The 17,473-nt window shown below is 74.2% G+C and carries 20 protein-coding genes; 11 read left to right on the forward strand and 9 right to left on the reverse strand.

Translation table 11 applies throughout. The features are described from left to right. Window positions 1–243 precede the first annotated feature (243 nt). From AC07BF_RS12730 to AC07BF_RS12745, 4 genes are all read left to right on the forward strand, one after another. Entirely contained in the window at window positions 244–1,119 is an 876-nt protein-coding gene (locus AC07BF_RS12730) for an alpha/beta fold hydrolase (protein WP_363586742.1), read from the forward strand. Between the two features lie 360 nt (window positions 1,120–1,479). Then, a complete protein-coding gene (locus tag AC07BF_RS12735; RefSeq protein WP_159398440.1) occupies window positions 1,480–1,638 on the forward strand; it encodes a hypothetical protein in 159 nt (52 codons plus the stop codon). A gap of 310 nt (window positions 1,639–1,948) precedes the next feature. After that, on the forward strand, window positions 1,949–2,587 hold the full coding sequence (locus AC07BF_RS12740) for a DUF6758 family protein (protein WP_363586743.1): 639 nt from the start codon (window positions 1,949–1,951) through the stop codon (window positions 2,585–2,587). 71 nt (window positions 2,588–2,658) lie between these two features. Continuing rightward, complete coding sequence (locus tag AC07BF_RS12745; protein ID WP_363586744.1) at window positions 2,659–3,519, forward strand: PHP domain-containing protein; 861 nt, start codon at window positions 2,659–2,661, stop codon at window positions 3,517–3,519. Between the two features lie 74 nt (window positions 3,520–3,593). On the opposite strand, the gene AC07BF_RS12750 is transcribed toward AC07BF_RS12745, so the two are convergent. Next, a complete protein-coding gene (locus AC07BF_RS12750) occupies window positions 3,594–4,235 on the reverse strand; it encodes a suppressor of fused domain protein (protein WP_363586745.1) in 642 nt (213 codons plus the stop codon). Window positions 4,236–4,660: 425 nt separating this feature from the next. Between AC07BF_RS12750 and corA the strand changes: the two genes are divergently transcribed. After that, window positions 4,661–5,782: a magnesium/cobalt transporter CorA gene (corA, locus tag AC07BF_RS12755; RefSeq protein WP_363586746.1), complete on the forward strand. Its 1,122-nt coding sequence runs from the start codon at window positions 4,661–4,663 to the stop codon at window positions 5,780–5,782. Window positions 5,783–5,805: 23 nt separating this feature from the next. Here the strand turns inward: corA and AC07BF_RS12760 are convergent, their stop codons facing one another. Continuing rightward, window positions 5,806–6,738: a DMT family transporter gene (locus AC07BF_RS12760; protein ID WP_478333355.1), complete on the reverse strand. Its 933-nt coding sequence runs from the start codon at window positions 6,736–6,738 to the stop codon at window positions 5,806–5,808. 160 nt (window positions 6,739–6,898) lie between these two features. Between AC07BF_RS12760 and AC07BF_RS12765 the strand changes: the two genes are divergently transcribed. The 4 genes from AC07BF_RS12765 to AC07BF_RS12780 all read left to right on the forward strand — a co-directional run bounded on the left by AC07BF_RS12765 (window position 6,899) and on the right by AC07BF_RS12780 (window position 10,702). Further along, a complete protein-coding gene (locus tag AC07BF_RS12765; protein ID WP_400809852.1) occupies window positions 6,899–7,438 on the forward strand; it encodes a hypothetical protein in 540 nt (179 codons plus the stop codon). Between the two features lie 129 nt (window positions 7,439–7,567). Then, window positions 7,568–8,863 (forward strand): magnesium transporter MgtE N-terminal domain-containing protein, encoded by a 1,296-nt coding sequence (locus AC07BF_RS12770; RefSeq protein WP_363586748.1) that lies wholly within the window; start codon window positions 7,568–7,570, stop codon window positions 8,861–8,863. A gap of 49 nt (window positions 8,864–8,912) precedes the next feature. Beyond that, the gene (locus tag AC07BF_RS12775) at window positions 8,913–9,485 is read left to right on the forward strand and encodes a DUF1003 domain-containing protein (protein ID WP_371522685.1); all 573 of its coding nucleotides are present in this window, start codon (window positions 8,913–8,915) and stop codon (window positions 9,483–9,485) included. 56 nt (window positions 9,486–9,541) lie between these two features. Further along, complete coding sequence (locus tag AC07BF_RS12780) at window positions 9,542–10,702, forward strand: Mrp/NBP35 family ATP-binding protein (RefSeq protein WP_363586749.1); 1,161 nt, start codon at window positions 9,542–9,544, stop codon at window positions 10,700–10,702. A 70-nt stretch (window positions 10,703–10,772) separates the two neighbouring features. Here AC07BF_RS12780 and AC07BF_RS12785 read toward each other — a convergent pair whose 3' ends face one another. The 4 genes from AC07BF_RS12785 to sigE form a co-directional block, all read right to left on the reverse strand. Further along, the gene (locus AC07BF_RS12785) at window positions 10,773–11,450 is read right to left on the reverse strand and encodes a hypothetical protein (RefSeq protein ID WP_063347930.1); all 678 of its coding nucleotides are present in this window, start codon (window positions 11,448–11,450) and stop codon (window positions 10,773–10,775) included. Window positions 11,451–11,672: 222 nt separating this feature from the next. Beyond that, a complete protein-coding gene (locus AC07BF_RS12790; RefSeq protein ID WP_363621459.1) occupies window positions 11,673–12,110 on the reverse strand; it encodes a sec-independent translocase in 438 nt (145 codons plus the stop codon). A gap of 154 nt (window positions 12,111–12,264) precedes the next feature. Next, entirely contained in the window at window positions 12,265–13,293 is a 1,029-nt protein-coding gene (locus AC07BF_RS12795; protein ID WP_363586752.1) for a zf-HC2 domain-containing protein, read from the reverse strand. After that, window positions 13,290–14,018 carry an RNA polymerase sigma factor SigE gene (gene sigE, locus AC07BF_RS12800; RefSeq protein WP_371522687.1) on the reverse strand — a complete coding sequence of 243 codons (729 nt, stop codon included), beginning with the start codon at window positions 14,016–14,018 and terminating at the stop codon, window positions 13,290–13,292. Before sigE ends, AC07BF_RS12795 begins: the two co-directional genes overlap by 4 nt. A gap of 312 nt (window positions 14,019–14,330) precedes the next feature. On the opposite strand from sigE, the gene AC07BF_RS12805 reads away from it, so the two are divergent. Beyond that, on the forward strand, window positions 14,331–14,939 hold the full coding sequence (locus tag AC07BF_RS12805; protein WP_350879900.1) for an O-methyltransferase: 609 nt from the start codon (window positions 14,331–14,333) through the stop codon (window positions 14,937–14,939). Between the two features lie 177 nt (window positions 14,940–15,116). On the opposite strand, the gene AC07BF_RS12810 is transcribed toward AC07BF_RS12805, so the two are convergent. Further along, a complete protein-coding gene (locus AC07BF_RS12810; RefSeq protein WP_014137929.1) occupies window positions 15,117–15,284 on the reverse strand; it encodes a DUF3117 domain-containing protein in 168 nt (55 codons plus the stop codon). A 296-nt stretch (window positions 15,285–15,580) separates the two neighbouring features. Between AC07BF_RS12810 and AC07BF_RS12815 the strand changes: the two genes are divergently transcribed. Further along, window positions 15,581–16,381, forward strand: a complete 801-nt coding sequence (locus tag AC07BF_RS12815) for an enoyl-CoA hydratase-related protein (RefSeq protein ID WP_363629537.1) — start codon at window positions 15,581–15,583, stop codon at window positions 16,379–16,381. Window positions 16,382–16,406: 25 nt separating this feature from the next. On the opposite strand, the gene AC07BF_RS12820 is transcribed toward AC07BF_RS12815, so the two are convergent. Beyond that, a complete protein-coding gene (locus AC07BF_RS12820) occupies window positions 16,407–17,000 on the reverse strand; it encodes a DNA-3-methyladenine glycosylase I (RefSeq protein ID WP_363621455.1) in 594 nt (197 codons plus the stop codon). Next, on the reverse strand, window positions 16,997–17,437 hold the full coding sequence (locus AC07BF_RS12825) for a DivIVA domain-containing protein (protein WP_363586755.1): 441 nt from the start codon (window positions 17,435–17,437) through the stop codon (window positions 16,997–16,999). Before AC07BF_RS12825 ends, AC07BF_RS12820 begins: the two co-directional genes overlap by 4 nt. Window positions 17,438–17,473 lie beyond the last annotated feature (36 nt).

Genomic DNA, 17,473 nt, shown 5'->3' on the forward strand with positions numbered 1-17,473 from the left:
TCGTACCCAGTCCATCTCCCCAAGGCAAACGCCAAGGCACCCACAAGGCCCCCCTCCTGCGGGCCCCCCCCCGGGAAAGCTCACACCCCCCCCCCGGGGGGGGGGGCCCCCCCCCCCCCCCTCCCCCCCCCCCCCCTCCGGCGTTCCGGCGTTCCGGCGTTCCGGCGTTCCGGCGTTCCGGCGTTCCGGCACAGGCTGGATAGGGTCGGGGGCACCGGCCAGTCGCCTGCAGGAGAGCAGCCCATGAGCACGCCGCCGTTCCTCACCCTTCCCCGCTGCGCCCGCGCGCTGCGGCTGTCCACAAGCCGCGGCGGGTTCGCCGCGCTGCGGGCCGAGCCGGACGGGCCGGTGCGCGGCTCGGCGCTGCTGGTGCCGGGCTTCACCGGCAGCAAGGAGGACTTCATCGCCCTGCTGGAGCCGCTGGCGGCGGCCGGCTACCGGGTGACCGCCGTCGACCAGCGCGGCCAGTACGAGACCGGCGGCCCGGACGACCCGGCCGCGTACGCCGTCGAGGCGCTGGGCGCGGACGTCCGGGCGCTCACCGAGGCCGTGGCCGCCGACGGCGGGCCGCCGCACCTGCTGGGGCACTCCTTCGGCGGCCAGGTGGTCCGGGAGGCAGTGCTGGCCGCGGCCGCGGACGGCCCGTCGCCGTGGCGCTCGCTGACCCTGATGTCCACCGGCCCGGGCGCGATCGACCCGGCCGAGGCGGCCCGTACCCAGCTGCTGCTGGACGTGCTGCCGGTCATGAGCCTGGAGGAGATCTGGCAGGTCATGCGGCAGATGGAGGAGGGCAGCGGGGACCAGAAGCAGCGCCCGGAGCCGGCCGTCGCGGAGTTCCTGCACCGCCGCTGGCTGGCCAACGTACCGCTGTCGCTGAGCGTCACCGGTGGCCATCTGGTCGCCGCGCCGGACCGGGTGGCGGAGCTGGCCGCCGCCACCGCCGGCCTGCCGGTGCTGGTGCTGTCCGGGGTGCGGGACTACGCCTGGCCGGTGCCGGAGCAGACCGGGATGGCGGAGCGCCTGGGGGCCCGCCGGGTGGTCGTCGAGGAGGCCGGCCACTCCCCCAACGCCGAACGCCCGGCCGCCACGGCCGAGGCGCTGGCCGCGTTCTGGGCCTGAGCCGCACCGGTCCCGGAGAGTGGTCTGAACCACTTCTCGAAGTTCGACCGTCCTCAACACAGGACAAAAGTCGTTAGTTACGGTAATCTTTGATTCTGTCCGGGAATCATCGCCGGCCTCCGCGTCGGCGCGAATCAGCCGAAACCTGGACTTCACGGTCGGGCAACGACCCGGAAGCATCACCACGTCACCGTGGTTCACGAGGCACCAGGCAAGCAGGGGGAGCCCTTGCCGCAGCAGACCGCCGCACGTACGAACCGAACGATCCGGCCGCACCGCCGGACCCGCAGGACCCCGAAAGGGCTGGTACCCACTCAGCCGCAATCGCCCCGACCGACGGGGCAAGAAGAGGAGACGCCCATGACGAAGACCATGCGCTTCGAGATCGTCCGACTGGACGACGCCAACGGCTCCGCCGCCGACCGCCTGATAGCCGACGCCGAGACCGTCCGCGAGTTCGTCCAGGCCGCCGCCCGCACCGGTGAGCGCCTGCTCATCCGCCCGTGCCCGACCGTCTGACCACGCGCGGCGCCTCCGACCGGGAGCCCTCACCCGCCGCCGACGAGCCGGGAGCGTCCGATCCGGACGTTCCGATACCCGACTGACGCCCTGTCACCGCGATCGCCGATGACAGGGCGTCAGTGCGTCCGGGCCCTGGGCCCGTAGACGTTTGCCGCCGCCCGCCACGGGACATCCCCCAACGGGAACCGCCCGTGCCGCGCCGCCCCACCCGCGCCGAACGGGCCCCGCCACCGACAGGTGCCGCCGAGCCCTCCGTACGGGTGATCGTCCTTGACGCGGCGGTCCGGAGGGAGGAGCGTTGTCGCCTATGAGGGGCGAGCCAAGCTGCCCGAGGTGCGCCGGTCGGGTCCGCGCCCCCGGTCTGTTCTCAGACACCTGGCAGTGCGACCGGCACGGAGCCGTGCACCCGATGCAGCCCGTGCTGCCACCGAGCGTCGAAGCCCTGGGCGTCGCCGTCGCCCGCTCGCAGGTCCCCGTCTGGCTGCCCTGGCCGCTCCCGGTCGGCTGGCTCTACACCGGCATCGCCCACGTCGGCGACGACGTCTCCGGCGCCCGGGCCACCGCCGTCGCCTGCTCCGGACCGGCCCCGCTCGGCGGCTTCGGCGAGCTGGTGCTCGTCGCCGAGGAACTGGGGGTCGGCCTCGGCGCCCGCTACGCCGGGATGCCCGGGCCCGACCCGGGCGACTCCGTCGGCCTCTACAAGCCCGCCGACGCCAAACTGCTGGCCGCCGGGCGGCCCACCCCGATGTTCCACGTCCCGGACGCCCCGGTCGACCGCGCGGTGTTCGTCGGCGAGGCCCGCGGCCTCTGGCTCTGGGCCGTCGCCTGGCCCGAGCAGTCCGCCCTGGTGATGTACGACGAACTCGTCCTCACCGACCTGCGCGAGGCCGGCGCCGAACTGGACCTGCTCCCCTGCGGGGCCCTCTCCCCCCGCCTGCTGGGATAGGTGCTGTCCGGCCGGGGCCCGGCGCCCTGTCCTATCCTGGGCGGCACCCCGAGCCCTCAGGAGTCCGCCCCGTGCGCATCGACCTGCACGCCCACAGCAACGCCTCCGACGGCACCGACAGCCCGACCGAGCTGGTCGCGGCGGCCGTGGCCGCGGGCCTCGACGTCGTGGCGCTCACCGACCACGACACCGTCGCGGGCCACGCCGAGGCCGCCGAGGCGGTGCGCGCGCTGCCGGACGGCAGCCGGCTGACCGTCGTCCCGGGCGCCGAGCTGTCCTGCGTGGTGGGCGGCGTCAGCATGCACCTGCTGGCGTACCTGTTCGACCCGGACGAGCCGGAGTTCGCGCGCGAGCGGGAGCTGGTGCGCACCGACCGGTTCCGGCGCGGGCGGGCGATCGTCGAGCGCTGCCGCGAACTCGGCGCGGACATCAGCTGGGAGCAGGTGCAGCGGATCGCCGGGACCGGCTCGGTCGGTCGCCCGCACATCGCCAGCGCGCTGGTCGAGGCGGGCGTCGTGGCCACCGTGTCGGACGCCTTCACCGCCGAGTGGCTGGCCAACGGCGCCCGGGCGGACGTCCGCAAGCACGAGACCGACCCGATCGAGGCGGTCCGGCTGGTCCGGGCGGCCGGCGGGGTACCGGTGTTCGCCCACCCCGGCGCGGTCAAGCGCGGGCGGACCGTTCCGGACCAGGTGATCGCCGACCTCGCGGCGGCCGGGCTGGCGGCGCTGGAGGTCGACCACACCGACCACGACGAGGAGACCAGGGTGCGGCTGCGCGGCCTGGCCGACGAGCTGGGGCTGCTGGTCACCGGCTCCAGCGACTACCACGGCAGCCGCAAGACCGTCCGGCTCGGCGAGCACACCACCGACCCCGCGGTGTACGAGGCGCTGCTGGCGCAGGCCACCGGCGCGAAGCCGATCGGCGGCTGAGGGCCGCGCGCCGGGGTGCGGGGGCGCGGCGGGAGCGCGGGGCCAGGACGGGAGACCCGTGACCTGAGCCCCGGTCAGTCCAGCCGGACGCCGCGGCGGTCCGGGTCGCGCAGGTCGGCGCCCTGCTCCAGCCAGCGCTCCTGGAGCGCGGCCGCGCCGTGCACCCGCTTCCAGCCGGCCTCGTTGGGCGTCATCGGCAGCAGCGGCAGGAAACGGACCGGGTCGGCCGGCTCGTCCAGCTCCAGGTCCGGCACCAGGCCGCCCGGCTCGGCGGCCAGCACCGAGGTGAACGGCGCGCCGTCCCACAGCGGGGCGCCGAGGTCCAGCGAGCCGCCGGGGGCCACCACCAGGCCCTCGACCTGCGGGGTCGCGGCCAGGGTGGCCAGGCTGCGCAGCACGCTGTCGCGCCCGCCGCGGACGGTCAGCACCAGTTCGGCGCGTGGGCCGCGCAGTTGGTCGGCCACCGGTGCGGTCGGGTCGGCCATCGGCGCGGCGGACATGCCGAGCGTCGCGTACCGGACCAGGCCGTCGGCGTCCGGGCCGAAACGCAGCACCTCGATCCGGTCGGTGCCGAGGAAGGTGACCGCGGCGCGGCCGCTCGGCTCGCCGAAGGTGGTGATCAGCCGGGCCTCGACGGCGGCCAGCACCGCCTCCCGGGAGAGCGCCGGGGAGCTGCCGCCGTGGGGTTCGCCGAAGAGCGGGAAGTCGTGCGCCATGCCGGTGAGCGTAACCCCCGGGGGCGGGCCGGCCGTGTGCGGGCGGCCCGGGCAAAGCCTCGGGAAAGCCCGGGGCGCCGATGGTCGGTCAGATGTTAGGGTGAGCGACTGGCCACCGGGAATCCTCAGGTTCCCGGGGCGGCGGCACGAAGGAGGTGGTTGCGGTGGATACCGGCCGACCATGCAGTACCGGCAGCTCTACCCGGCCCCGACTTCCCCGCACCCCTCGCCACGCAGGCTGAACCGGCTGATCCAGCCGAGGTAGCCCGGGCAGGCCGGACGCGGACGAACCGGCCGGGAGAGCACCCTCACCCCCCTTCACCGGTGTTCTTCGCCGTCGCACCACGGCCGCCCGCTCCTCCCCCGCCTTCCGACGGGGGACCCCGACGCCGCTGTGCGGCGGCTCCTGTTCCAGGGAGCCTGCCATGTCGATGATCAACAGCCTGCGCGCCGCCGTCCGCACCAACCGCCGCCGTTCCGCGGCCGGCGCGTACGACGCCGTCCCGGCGGGCGCCGGCTCGGCGGTCGTCGACTGCGCGGTGTACCAGCACGGCAAGCGCCACGGCGAGACCTGCAGCCCCCGCGAGGCCGCCCGCCGGATCAAGGCCGCGCACCAACTCCCGGACGGGGACGGCTCGTTCAGCTGGATCGGGCTGCACGAGCCGACCGAGGCCGAGTTCGAGGGCATCGCCCAGCGCTTCGGCCTGCACCCGCTCGCGGTCGAGGACGCGGTGCACGCGCACCAGCGGCCCAAGGTCGAGCGCTACGACGACGTGCTGTTCGCCGTCTTCAAGACCATCCGCTACGTCGAGCACGACCAGCTCACCCCGACCAGCGAGGTGGTGGAGACCGGCGAGTTGATGGTCTTCGCCGGGCGGGACTTCGTGATCACCGTCCGGCACGGCGGCCACGGCTCGCTACAGGAGCTGCGGCACCGGCTGGAGGCCGACGCGGACGAGTCCGGGCTGCTCGCCAAGGGCCCGTCCGCGGTGCTGCACGCGATCGCCGACCACGTCGTGGACAACTACCTGCTGGTCTCCGAGCGGCTGCAGAACGACGTGGACGAGATCGAGTACGGCGTCTTCTCGGCCAAGGGCGGGCGCAGCGCCGACGTCGGCCGGGTGTACCAACTCAAGCGCGAGGTACTGGAGTTCAAGCGAGCCGTGGTGCCGCTGCTGCGCCCGATGCAGCAGCTGTCCGAACCGCTGCAGCGCCTCGTCGACCCGGACATCCAGAAGTACTTCCGGGACGTCGCCGACCACCTGGCCCGGGTCACCGAGCAGGTGCACGGCTTCGACGAACTGCTGAACTCGCTGCTCCAGGCCAATCTGGCGCAGGTCTCGGTGGCGCAGAACGAGGACATGCGCAAGATCACCGCCTGGGCGGCGATCTTCGCCGTGCCCACCATGATCACCGGCGTGTACGGGATGAACTTCGAGTACATGCCCGAGCTGCACCACAAGTACGGCTATCCGATGGTGCTCACCGCCATCATCCTGATCTGCGTCGGGATGTACCGGGGCTTCCGCCGCAACGGCTGGCTGTAGCCGCCCGCGGCGCCCGCCGGCCGCTACCGCCGGCCGCCACGGGCGACCAGGACCAGGCCCACCAGGATCAGCACCACCGCCGGATACGCCGCCACCGGGGGCCACTGGCCGAGCCAGAGGGCGGCGATCAGGGCCGCGCCCGGGGTCTCCAGCAGGATCGCCGTGGAGGTGATCGACGGGCCGAGGGTGCGCACCACGCGGTTGCTCAGCGAGTGGCCGAGCAGCTGGGCGGCGACCATCAGCAGCACGATCTGCCACCACACCCCGGCCGGCCAGCCGGCCAGCGGCGTCCCGGCGACCAGGCAGATCGCCAGCAGGCCCGCCGCCGTGGTGGCGTAGCAGACCAGCGTGTACGCGGTGGTGCTGACGGTCCTGCGGACCTCAGCGCCCAGCAGCATGTACCCGGCGGCGGCCAGGCCCGCGCCGAGGGCGAGCGCGTCGCCGAGCAGCGCGCGCGGGGAGAGCGAGAGGTCGACGCCGGTCAGCACCAGCACGCCGGCGAAGGCCACGCCCGTGCCGAGCCAGACCATCCGGGGGGCGCGGACGCCGAGCAGGCGCATCAGCAGGATGGTCCACAGCGGGGTGGTGGTGACCAGGGCGGTCGCCGAGGCCACCGAGGTCATCCGCAGGCTGGGCATCCAGAGCGCGAAGTGCACGGCGAGCAGTGCGCCCGCCGCGATCGCGAGCAGCAGCGCCCGCCGGCCGATCCCGCGCAGTTCGGCGCGGTGGCGCAGCAGCGCGTACGGGCCGAGGACGCCGACCGACATGACGTTGCGCCAGAACGCGATCGCCAGCGCGGGCGCGGCGGTGGCGCTGATCAGCGGGCCGGACAGCGAGATGCCGGCGATGGAGACGGCGAGCAGCAGCAGGTCGGCGGTGGGGAGCGGGTGCACCGGCTCGGTGGCGGTGGCGGTGGCGGCTGGTGCGGGGGCGGTCGCGGGCCGGGCGGCGGGCACGGCGCTCCTCTGCTGGTCACGTGGGCTGGGGCGAGGCGGGGACCGGGCTGAACCGGGCCGGGGCCGGGCGTTCCTACGGTAAGGCCCGTGGCAAGCCGATGGAACTGTCGCCCGACGGCTGAGACAACTCGTGGACGGCGGAGGTCGTACGCTGGGCGCCATGGACCGTACGCCCGCCGCCGCGACCGCCGACGACTTCCTCGACCAGGCCCTGCTGGAGGAGGCCGCGAAGAAGTCCGGCCTCCTCTGGGTCCGCGCGGACGGCCAGGAGCAGGCCCGCCCGCTCTGGCACGCCTGGCACGACGGCGCCGTGGTGGTGGTCGGCGAGGGCGGCGAGCAGCCGCTGCACGGCCTGACCGCCGGATCCGGCGCGGTGGTGACCGTCCGCAGCAAGGACAAGGGCGGCCGGCTGACCGGCTGGAGCGCCCGGGTCTCGGAGCTGGCCCCCGGCGGCGAGGCCTGGCTGGGCGCCGTCGAGGAGCTCAAGGGCAAGCGGCTGAACGCGCCCGACACCGACACCATCACCGACCGCTGGGCCCGCGAGTGCCGGGTGCTGCGCCTGGAGCCCGCCGGTGCGCTGACCGAGCGTCCGGGCACGATGCCGGACGTCTCGCACGCCGCCCAGCCGATGCCCACCGCGGCCACCACCCGCCGCCCCGTCCCGGCCGGCCTGCCCAAACTGCTGTTCAAGCGCCGCTAAAGATTCACGCCCGGGACTCCTCGGCTGTGTACCGTGCCTCGTCGGGCCGGGCTCGCGACACGCGGGTAGCCTTGCCCGCAGGTGCGCCCCGGCGTACCCGGCACGGCATCGAACGAGTCGAGGGAGTTCATGGCAGGGCCAGGCACCCGGGTCTTCATCTCCCACCTCTCCGCCCTCGCCGTCTTCGACCCGAACGGCGACCAGGTCGGCCGGGTCCGTGACGTCGTCGTCTCGCTGCGGCTGAGCGGCCGCCCGCCGCGGGTCCTGGGCCTGGTGGTCGAGGTGGTCGGCCGGCGCCGGATCTTCCTGCCGATGACCCGGGTGACCAGCCTGGAGTCCGGCCAGGTGCTCGCCACCGGCGTGATCAACCTGCGGCGCTTCGAGCAGCGCCCGTCCGAGACCCTGGTGCTCGCCGAACTGCTGGACCGCACCGTCACCTGGTCCAAGACCGGTGAGAACGTCACCGTGCTGGACGTCGGGATGGTGCAGACCCGGATGCGCGAGTGGGAGATCAGCAAGGTCTTCGTCCAGATCGGCCGGGCCGGCCGGCTGCGCAAGGGCAAGGGCGAGCGGCTCACCCTGGACTGGCAGGACGTCACCGGCTTCACGCTGCCCGAGCAGGACCAGGGCGCCGCCAACCTGCTCGCCACCTTCGACCAGCTGCGCGCCGCCGACCTCGCCAGCGTCATGCACCACCTGTCCGCCAAGCGCCGCGCCGAGGTGGCCGCCGCGCTCGACGACGAGCGGCTCGCCGACGTCCTGGAGGAGCTGCCCGAGGACGACCAGGTCGAGATCATCGGCAAGCTCAAGGACGAACGCGCCGCCGACGTCCTGGAGGCGATGGACCCGGACGACGCCGCCGACCTGCTCTCCGAACTGCCCGCCGACGAGGCCGAGCGGCTGCTCCAGCTGATGGAGCCGGACGAGGCCGAGCCCGTCCGCCGCCTGCTGTCGTACGAGGAGAACACCGCCGGCGGTCTGATGACCACCGAGCCGGTCGTGCTGGAGCCGGACGCGACCGTGGCCGAGGCACTCGCCCGCATCCGGGTCTCCGACCACAAGCCCGCGCTCGCCGCGCAGGTGTACGTCTGCCGGCCGCCGAACGAGACCCCGACCGGCAAGTACCTGGGCACCGTGCACTTCCAGCGGCTGCTGCGCGAGCCGCCGTACGTGCTGGTCGGCTCGCTGGTCGACGACGACCTGGACCCGCTGCCGCCGGACACCCCGCTGTCACTGATCACCAGCTACCTGGCGACCTACAACCTGGTGTCCGCGCCGGTCGTCGACGAGGCCGACCACCTGCTCGGCGCGGTGACCGTCGACGACGTGCTCGACCACCTGCTGCCGGAGGACTGGCGCGAGTCCGTCCTGCACGGCCACGACGACACGGACGGCACGAGGGAAGAGGTGCACGGTGGACGCTGACCGCAAGGGGCGGCGGGACGAGTCCCCCCGCCAACGCCTCCAGAGCGAACTGCGGGAACTGCGCCAGCTGCGCGAACTGCGCGGCCGGGAGGGCGGCCGGGAGCGGCGCGCCGAGATCTCCGTGGCCGGCCCGGCCCGCACCCGGCTCGACCAGCCCCGCACCGCCCGGCCCGGGCTGATCTCGCTGCCCGCCTACGACCCGGAGGCGTTCGGCAAGCTCTCCGAACGGATCGCGCGCTTCCTGGGCACCGGCCGCTTCATCGTCTGGATGACGGTGGTGATCATCATCTGGGTGGCCTGGAACACCCTGCTGCCGGAGAACGTGCGCTTCGACAGCTACCCCTTCATCTTCCTCACCCTGGTGCTGTCGCTCCAGGCCTCCTACGCGGCCCCGCTGATCCTGCTCGCGCAGAACCGCCAGGACAACCGGGACCGGGTCAACATGGAGCAGGACCGGGCCCGCAGCGACCGCAACATCGCGGACACCGAGTACCTGACCCGCGAGGTCGCGGCACTGCGGCACGGGCTCGGCGAGGTCGCCACCCGGGACTTCATCCGCTCCGAACTCCAGTCCCTGCTCAAGGAGATCGAGGAGCGCCGGGAGCCCTCCGAGACGCTGTGACCGGCGGCACGCCACCGTCGGGTTAGGGGATCCCCCGAGCGCCGTACCATCAAGGCATGGCCAACGAGACAGAGGTCGCGGCCGGCGTCACGGAGGAGTCCGTACGCCAGGCGCTGGCGACCGTCAACGACCCGGAGATCAACCGCCCGATCACCGAGATCGGCATGGTGAAATCGGTCGAGATCGCCGAGGGCGGCGTGGTGCGCGTCGCGGTCTACCTGACCGTCTCCGGCTGCCCGATGCGCGACACCATCGTCACCCGGGTCCGCGAAGCGGTCGGCCGCGTGCCCGGTGTGACCGGCGTCGAGGTCGAGCTCGACGTGATGAGCGACGAGCAGCGCAAGGAGCTCTCCCAGCTGCTGCGCGGCGGCGCCCCCGAGCGGGAGATCCCGTTCGCCAAGCCGGGCACGCTGACCCGGGTCTACGCCGTCGCCTCCGGCAAGGGCGGCGTCGGCAAGTCCTCGGTCACGGTCAACCTGGCCGCCGCGATGGCCGCCGACGGCCTGAAGGTCGCCGTCGTGGACGCCGACATCTACGGCCACAGCGTGCCCCGCATGCTCGGCGTCGAGGGCCGGCCCACCCAGGTCCAGGACATGATCATGCCGCCGCAGTCGCACGGCGTGAAGGTCATCTCGATCGGCATGTTCACCCCGGGCAACGCCCCGGTGGTCTGGCGCGGCCCGATGCTGCACCGCGCGCTCCAGCAGTTCCTCGCCGACGTCTACTGGGGCGACCTGGACGTCCTGCTGCTGGACCTGCCGCCCGGCACCGGCGACATCGCGATCTCGGTGGCCCAGCTGGTCCCCAACGCGGAGATCCTGATCGTCACCACCCCGCAGATGGCCGCCGCCGAGGTGGCCGAGCGGGCCGGCACCATCGCGGTGCAGACCCACCAGAAGATCGTCGGCGTGATCGAGAACATGTCCGGCATGCCGTGCCCGCACTGCGACGAGATGATCGACGTCTTCGGCACCGGCGGCGGCCAGACCGTCGCGGACGCGCTCACCCGCACCGTCGGCGCGACCGTCCCGGTGCTCGGCTCGATCCCGATCGACGTGCGCCTGCGCGAGGGCGGCGACGACGGCCGCCCGGTCGTGCTCGCCGCCCCCGACTCCCCGGCCGGCGTCGCCCTGCGCGCCGTCGCCGGCAAGCTCGGCGGCCGCCAGCGCGGCCTCTCCGGGCTCTCCCTCGGGCTGACCCCGAAGAACAAGTTCTGATGACGCGTCGCCGAAGGGGCCGGGTGGTTCGACCACCCGGCCCCTTCGGCGTACTCGGCGTCGTCGCGCCCTACGGGCGGGTGTAGGCGGTCAGGTCGGGGGCGGTGGCGAAGCCGGCTCCGTAGGCGCTGACGCCGCGGCCGTAGGCGCCGAGCAGGACGCCCGGGGCCTCGCCGGCGAGCACCCAGCCGTACTCGGACTCGCGGTAGCGGAAGGGCTGCGGCAGGCCGTTCACCGGGAGGCTGAGGGTGGACCAGCCGGGGCCGGCCAGGTCGTCGGCGAGGTCCCACGCGAGGGTGCTCTGCTGGTCCAGCCAGTCCTGGCGCAGCGCGCGGTCGAGCTGGCCGGGCCAGGTCGAGGCGAGCAGGCCCGAGCCGGCCAGCCAGGCGGCGGAGGAGGCGGAGGTCGCCTCCAGGGTGCCGGTGTTGTCGGCGCTGCGGCGGCTGTCCCGGCGGGCCACCGTGACCACGACCGCGAACCTGCGCATGTCGCGCGGCTCGTACTGCCTGGCCGGCTCCTCGCCGTGGCCGAGGCTGCCGTAGTCGACGCTGCCGGGCGCCCCGGCCCGGGGGCCTCCGGCGCCGGCCTGCATCAGGTAGCGGCGGCCGGTCCAGCCGTCGTCCAGGCCGTACCAGGGGAAGTCGGCGGACAGGTAGGGCACCAGCGGGTCCGCCGGGCCGGCCTGCCCGCCGACCACCGGGCCGCCGGCCGTGGCCGTCGTCCCCACCGCCTGACTCGTCGCGTCCATCCCCGGGCCTCCTCAAACACACGTTTGCCTGCCGTGGCGCGCTCCCATCGTGGCGTACCGCGGCGTTCCCGGGAGCCGTTCCTGGTCCGCGACAGCGCGGAATGTGACGGACGGCTCAGCGGGAACAATCAGCACAATAGCGGCGCACACGCCGCCGCCCCGCTCAGCCGGGCGGCCGGGCGGGGCGGTGGCGTGGTCGTACGGGGTGTGACCGGGGGCCGGTCAGGTCGCGTCGGGGTCGAACGGGGGCCGCTCGCCGGGCTGCAACGGCGCCCCGGTGGAGGCCGCCACCGGGGCGGCGGCCTTCTCGAAGCTGACGCTGCCGCTGCGGCCGTTCACCGGCGCCGCCGGCTTGTCGTCCAGGACCGAGCGGATGTCGAGCGAGTCCTTCATCTCCTTGAGGCCCAGCGGGTCCTCTTCGCCGCCCATGAGCTGCTTGCGGACGAAGGTCTTGGGGTTCAGGTCCTCGAACTCGAAGTCCTTGAACTCGGGGCCCAGCTCGCTGCGGATGTCCTCCTTCGCGTTGTCGGCGAAGGAACGGACCTTCCGGATGAAGCCCATGGTGTCCTGGATCAGCTTCGGCAGCTTGTCGGGGCCGAAGATGATGATCGCCATCACGGCCAGGGTCAGGATCTCCAGCCCGCCTACATCGCTGAACACCTAAGCTCCCTAGCTCGTCGGACGACGGTCCCTACAGGGTAATGGCCATCGGCGGGTCCATGGTCCACGCTGCGATGAAGCCGTGGTAAAGACCTGCCGATGGCCGAGATCGTCGCGACCGGGGCGCGAGCGGCGCTCTAGGTGCGGACAGGGCCTAGCGGGTCTGCTGGCGCAGTGCGGGCAGGCCGCCCGAGTTGCGCTCCGAGGCCGGCGGCGGCGTCGCGTCGCGGGTCGCGGCGACGGGGTGGGCCGGGAAGTCCACCGGGATCTGCGCGGTCATCGGGACCAGGCCCCCGCTGCGGCCCGTGCCGCCGCTGTTGCCGACCGTGCTGACCGGGTTGCCGTGCTGGTCCTCGCTCTGCGCGCTGAGGCCGCCGACCCCGCCGAGCGTGACCGCGGCGACCGAGAAGGCGCCCGCGGCGGCGAAGACGAAGCGGCGCCCGCGCGGCGCGGCGGAGCGTACGGCGGCGGCCGGGCGGGGCCGGACGGTGCTCTCGGGGCGGGCCGCGGCCTCGGGGCGGCCGTTGCGCCGGCCCATCAGGGGCCGCAGCACCGCGCCGCCGCGCCCGAACGCCCGCGGGTCGACCCCGGGCACCGGGGTGTCGGCGCCGAGCGCGCCCGCGCCGAAGGAGGCGCCTGCGCCGCGGCCGAAGGAGCCGCCGGTGAGCCGGCTGCCGCCGAGCGTGCCGCCGGCCGCGACCCCGCCGCCGGGCAGGTCGTCGTCGTCACCGCGGCTGCCGCGGCGGACGGGCCAGTCGGCGTCCGCCGGATCGTCCTCGGGCAGGCCGCCGACGGCCATCAGCCGGGCCATCAGGCCGGAGGAGGGGCCGGGGGTGCCGGTGCGGGTCAGCAGGTGCTTGACGGCCCGGCCCGCGTCGACCTCGGCGAGGCACTGCGGGCAGGTCGCCAGGTGGGCCTGGACGCGATCGCGCGAGTCGTGGCCGAGTTCGCCGTCCAGGAACGCGGAGAGGCGCTCACCGAGGTGGTGCTCCTCGGCGGCCGGCTCGGCGGGGCGCACCGGCACCGCGCGCAGCGCCGTCTCGCCCGGCAGCGGCAGCGCGGGCAGGACGGGCTCGCCCGGTTCGTCGCCGCCGCGGCGGCCGGGCAGGGCCCAGCCCCGCCTGGCCGCGGACCGGCCGGACGGGTCCGGCTGGCCCGGCCCGGACCGGCCGGTTCCGCTCACGATCGCCTCCGTCCGCGCGCACCCGGCGCGAGCGCGCCCTCGACGGCGGCGCCGACCGGCACCGGCTCCTCCGAGCCGCCGCGGCGCTCGCGCCCGGGGGCCGAGCCGGGGGCACGGTGCTTGAGCGCGGCGCGCAGGTGCGAGCGGCCGCGGTGGATGCGGCTGCGGACGGTGCCGAGCTTGACGCCCAGCGTGGCGGCGATCTCCTCGTAGGACAGTCCCTCGATGTCGCAGAGCACCACGGCGGCGCGGAACTCCGGGGCGAGGGTGTCCAGGGCGTGCTGCACGTCGGCGTCGAAGTGGGTGTCGCTGAAGTGCTGGGCCGGGCTGGGCTCGCGGGAGGCGAGCCGCTCGGCCGCGTCCTCGCCGAGCGCGTCGAAGCGGATGCGCTGGCGGCGGCGGACCATGTCCAGGAACAGGTTGGTGGTGATCCGGTGCAGCCAGCCCTCGAACGTGCCGGGGGTGTAGGTGGACAGCGAACGGAACACCCGGACGAAGACCTCCTGGGTGAGGTCCTCGGCGTCGTGCTGGTTGCCCGTCAGGCGGTACGCGAGGCGGTAGACCCGGGCGCTGTGCGCCTCGACGATCTCCTCCCAGGAGGGTGGAGTCCAGGTCTGCGCGTCGGGGCCCTCGGTGAAGGTCGCGAGGGCGGGGGCCTCGGTGGTACCGGCGGCCGGCGTCGCGGCGGCGGGCTGGTCCAGGTCGGAGTGCGCAGGCTGGTTCATCACGGGCTTCGGCGTACGGGCCGACGCGGTGCCGCGGGAGTGCCGCCGCACGGGGACGTCGCCCTCGGCCACACCTCCTCGGTCGGCTCTTCTGCCCAGCAGGGCCACCACCATATCCACCTCACCCGTCAAGCCCGGATAAAAGTGCCCGGGAGGTCTCCCGTACCCGGTCCTTCGTGACAACGGCCCGCCGCCGTACGCGGTTCCCGGTCGGCCAGTAATCTGTGCCAGGAAATATCGACTTCCCTCGGCACCGGGCCGTAACCCGGGGCTCCGAAAGAGGCAGCCATCAGCGAGTTCGGGCCCGCGCGTGTGGCCCTCGCCGACACCTACGTCGGCGAGGACGCGGTGCTGACCTACGCCCGGGCGCAGTCCGCGCGCACCGGGATACGGGCGATCGGGCCCAGCGGCGGGGCGTGCCTGCGGCTGCTGGCCGCGGCACTGGACGCCAAGGCGGTGGCCGAGATCGGCACCGGGACGGGCGTCTCCGGGGTCTACCTGCTGCGCGGCATGCGGCCGGACGGCGTGCTCACCACGGTGGACTCCGAGCCGGTGCGCCAGCAGCTGGCCCGCGAGGCGTACCACGCGGCCGGATTCGCGGCCAACCGCTCGCGGTTCATACCGGGCCGGGCGCTGGAGGTGCTGCCCCGGCTCGCCGACGGCCAGTACGACCTGGTGTTCTGCGACGGCGACCCGGCCGAGTCCAGGGAGTACCTGCTGGAGGCGATGCGGCTGCTGCGGCCGGGCGGGATGGTCTGCTTCGAGGGGGTGTTCCAGGAGGGCCGGCTGGCCGAGCCGGAGCTGCAGGACCCCCAGACGGGCGCGGTGCGCGACCTGGTCCGGGACGTCCGGGAGAGCGAGGCGCTGCTGCCGGCGCTGCTGCCGGTCTCGGACGGACTGCTCTGCGCCATCAAGCGGTAGGACCGTCGAGCGGCAGGGCCGTCAGGCAGCCGGACCGTCAGGCAGCGGCCCCGCCGCCCCGGACCGCGGCCTCCGGGCGGCCGGGCAGGGCCCCAAACGCCGCGGGGCCCGGGCCGACATGACGTCGTACCCGGGCCCGGCAGCACATCTCCAGGAGATGACGAGCACCCGCTGCGGTCAGCCGCAGGCCTTCTTCAGGGCCTCGCCGAGGGCGTCGGCCTCGTCAGGTGTGAGCTCCACCACAAGGCGTCCGCCGCCTTCGAGCGGAACGCGCATGATGATGCCCCGTCCCTCTTTGGTGACTTCGAGCGGGCCGTCACCCGTCCGCGGCTTCATGGCCGCCATGCTCGTTCCCCTTCCTGCAACCGCTCAGCTACGCACCGGCAGTCCGTCCACCGCCGGTATCGAACGCATTGATCGGAAGCCATTATCCCGCATGCCACGGGCTGATGACCAACATCACTCTCGGTGCAACATCGGCCGGACCGCCCCCAAGCGCCGCAATTGCCGTCATAAGCCCCGGCGTGGCGGCGGCGCGCGGGCCGTCGAAAGGTGCGATACCTCACACTCCCCACCCGGCCGTCCGCTCCGGCATCCTGGCACACGACCGACACCGAGCCGACCACAGGGAGCCCTCGCCCATGTCCGATTCCGTGCTGTACGAGCTGGACGGCGGCCTGGCCGTCATCACCATCAACCGCCCAGAGGCGATGAACGCCCTGGACGTCGCGACCAAGGTCGCGCTGCGGGACGCCGTGGCCGCCGCGGCCGCGGACCCGGCGGTGCGGGCGGTGCTGCTGACCGGGGCCGGCGAGCGCGCGTTCTGCGTCGGGCAGGACCTGAACGAGCACCTGACGGCGCTGAAGCGGGCCGAGGAGACCGGACAGAGCCCGCTGGGCACCGTCGCCGAGCACTACAACCCGCTGGTGCGGGCGCTGGCCGGGATGCGCAAGCCGACCGTCGCCGCGGTCGGCGGGGTGGCGGCCGGCGCGGGCGCCTCGCTGGCCTTCGCCTGCGACTTCCGGGTCCTCTCCGACCGGGCCGGCTTCAACACCGCCTTCGCCGGGATCGCCCTGACCGCCGACTCGGGCGCCTCCTGGACGCTGCCCCGGCTGGTCGGGCACGCCAGGGCCACCGAGCTGCTGATGCTGCCCCGGACGGTCAAGGCCGCCGAGGCGCTGGAGCTGGGCCTGGCCACCAGGGTGGTGCCGGCCGGGGAGCTCGCCGCCACCGCGCGGGCCTTCGCCCGGGAGCTGGCCGCGGGCCCCACGGTGGCCTACGGCGCCATCAAGGAGTCGCTGGCGTACGGCGCCTCGCACTCGCTGGACGAACTGCTCGACAAGGAGGACGAGCTGCAGACCCTGGCCGGCGAGAGCGAGGACCACCGGATCGCGGTCCGCGCCTTCATCGCCAAGGAGAAGCCGACCTACCTGGGCCGCTAGGGCGCGCCCAGCGGCCCTCTTCGGATCACACCGGGCGCGCGGTGCGGACGTGGCAGTCCGCCAGGTGGTCGTCGACCAGGCCGCAGGCCTGCATCAGGGCGTAGGCGGTGGTCGGGCCGACGAAGCGGAAGCCCTCCTTCTTCAGGGCCTTCGCGAGCGCGGTCGACTCGGGCGTGACGGCCGGCACCTCCCCCATCGTGCGGGGGGCCGGCCGGTCCGGGGCTCCGGCGAACCGCCAGATCAGCGCGTCCAGCCCGCCGTCCAGGTCGCGGGCGACCCGGGCGTTGGCGATGGCGGCCTCGATCTTGGCCCGGTTGCGGATGATGCCGGTGTCGGCGAGCAGCCGCTCCACGTCCGCCTCGCCGAACTCGGCGACCGCGGCGATCCCGAAGCCGGCGAACGCGGACCGGAAGCCCTCCCGGCGGCGCAGGATGGTCAGCCAGGACAGCCCGGACTGGAACGCCTCCAGGCAGACCCGCTCGAACAGGGCGTCGTCGCCGTGCACCGGACGGCCCCACTCGGTGTCGTGGTAGGCCCGGTAGTCGTCGGTCGACTCGCCCCAGGCGCAGCGGCGCAGGCCGTCCGCGCCGAGCACCGCGCCCTCGGCGGGAGCGGTCACCGGTCGTTCACCGGCTTCGCGTCCTCGGGCCGCTCCTGCTCGGGCCGCTCCTTGGTGAGCGCGACGGCCGGTTCGACCACCTTCGCGAACTCCTCCAGGCCGGGCAGCGGTTCGGCGCCGGCGTCCGGGCCGTCGGTCGCCTCGACCGCGCCGCGCAGGTGGCCGGCGGCCTCCAGTTCGGCGATCCGCGAGTCGCGGTAGGCGAGTTCGGCGCCGAGGCGGTCCAGGACGTCGTCGACCTCGTCCATCCGGTAGCCGCGGACGGCCATCGGCAGCCGCAGGTCGTCCACGTCCGCCTTGCTCAGCGGACGGTCCTGCGGCAGCCGGGCGGCGATGCGGTCCTGCACCGCCTCCGGCATCGAGCCGCCCCCGCCGAGCGCCACCAGCGCGGCGCCGCCGACCACCACGGCCATGGCGACCACGATCACCCAGAACACGAGCTGTCCTCCCGAACTCCCGGCCGGCCTGCTGCG

The sequence above is a fragment of the Kitasatospora sp. NPDC043950 genome, assembly GCF_056435345.1.

Coding starts and splice junctions, on each gene's coding strand:
- AC07BF_RS12730 (WP_363586742.1), top strand. CDS start 244: ATGAGCACGCCGCCGTTCCTCACCCTTCCCCGCTGCGCCCGCGCGCTG.
- AC07BF_RS12735 (WP_159398440.1), top strand. CDS start 1,480: ATGACGAAGACCATGCGCTTCGAGATCGTCCGACTGGACGACGCCAAC.
- AC07BF_RS12740 (WP_363586743.1), top strand. CDS start 1,949: ATGAGGGGCGAGCCAAGCTGCCCGAGGTGCGCCGGTCGGGTCCGCGCC.
- AC07BF_RS12750 (WP_363586745.1), bottom strand. CDS start 4,235: ATGGCGCACGACTTCCCGCTCTTCGGCGAACCCCACGGCGGCAGCTCC.
- corA (WP_363586746.1), top strand. CDS start 4,661: ATGTCGATGATCAACAGCCTGCGCGCCGCCGTCCGCACCAACCGCCGC.
- AC07BF_RS12765 (WP_400809852.1), top strand. CDS start 6,899: ATGGACCGTACGCCCGCCGCCGCGACCGCCGACGACTTCCTCGACCAG.
- AC07BF_RS12770 (WP_363586748.1), top strand. CDS start 7,568: ATGGCAGGGCCAGGCACCCGGGTCTTCATCTCCCACCTCTCCGCCCTC.
- AC07BF_RS12780 (WP_363586749.1), top strand. CDS start 9,542: ATGGCCAACGAGACAGAGGTCGCGGCCGGCGTCACGGAGGAGTCCGTA.
- AC07BF_RS12785 (WP_063347930.1), bottom strand. CDS start 11,450: ATGGACGCGACGAGTCAGGCGGTGGGGACGACGGCCACGGCCGGCGGC.
- sigE (WP_371522687.1), bottom strand. CDS start 14,018: ATGAACCAGCCTGCGCACTCCGACCTGGACCAGCCCGCCGCCGCGACG.
- AC07BF_RS12810 (WP_014137929.1), bottom strand. CDS start 15,284: ATGGCGGCCATGAAGCCGCGGACGGGTGACGGCCCGCTCGAAGTCACC.
- AC07BF_RS12815 (WP_363629537.1), top strand. CDS start 15,581: ATGTCCGATTCCGTGCTGTACGAGCTGGACGGCGGCCTGGCCGTCATC.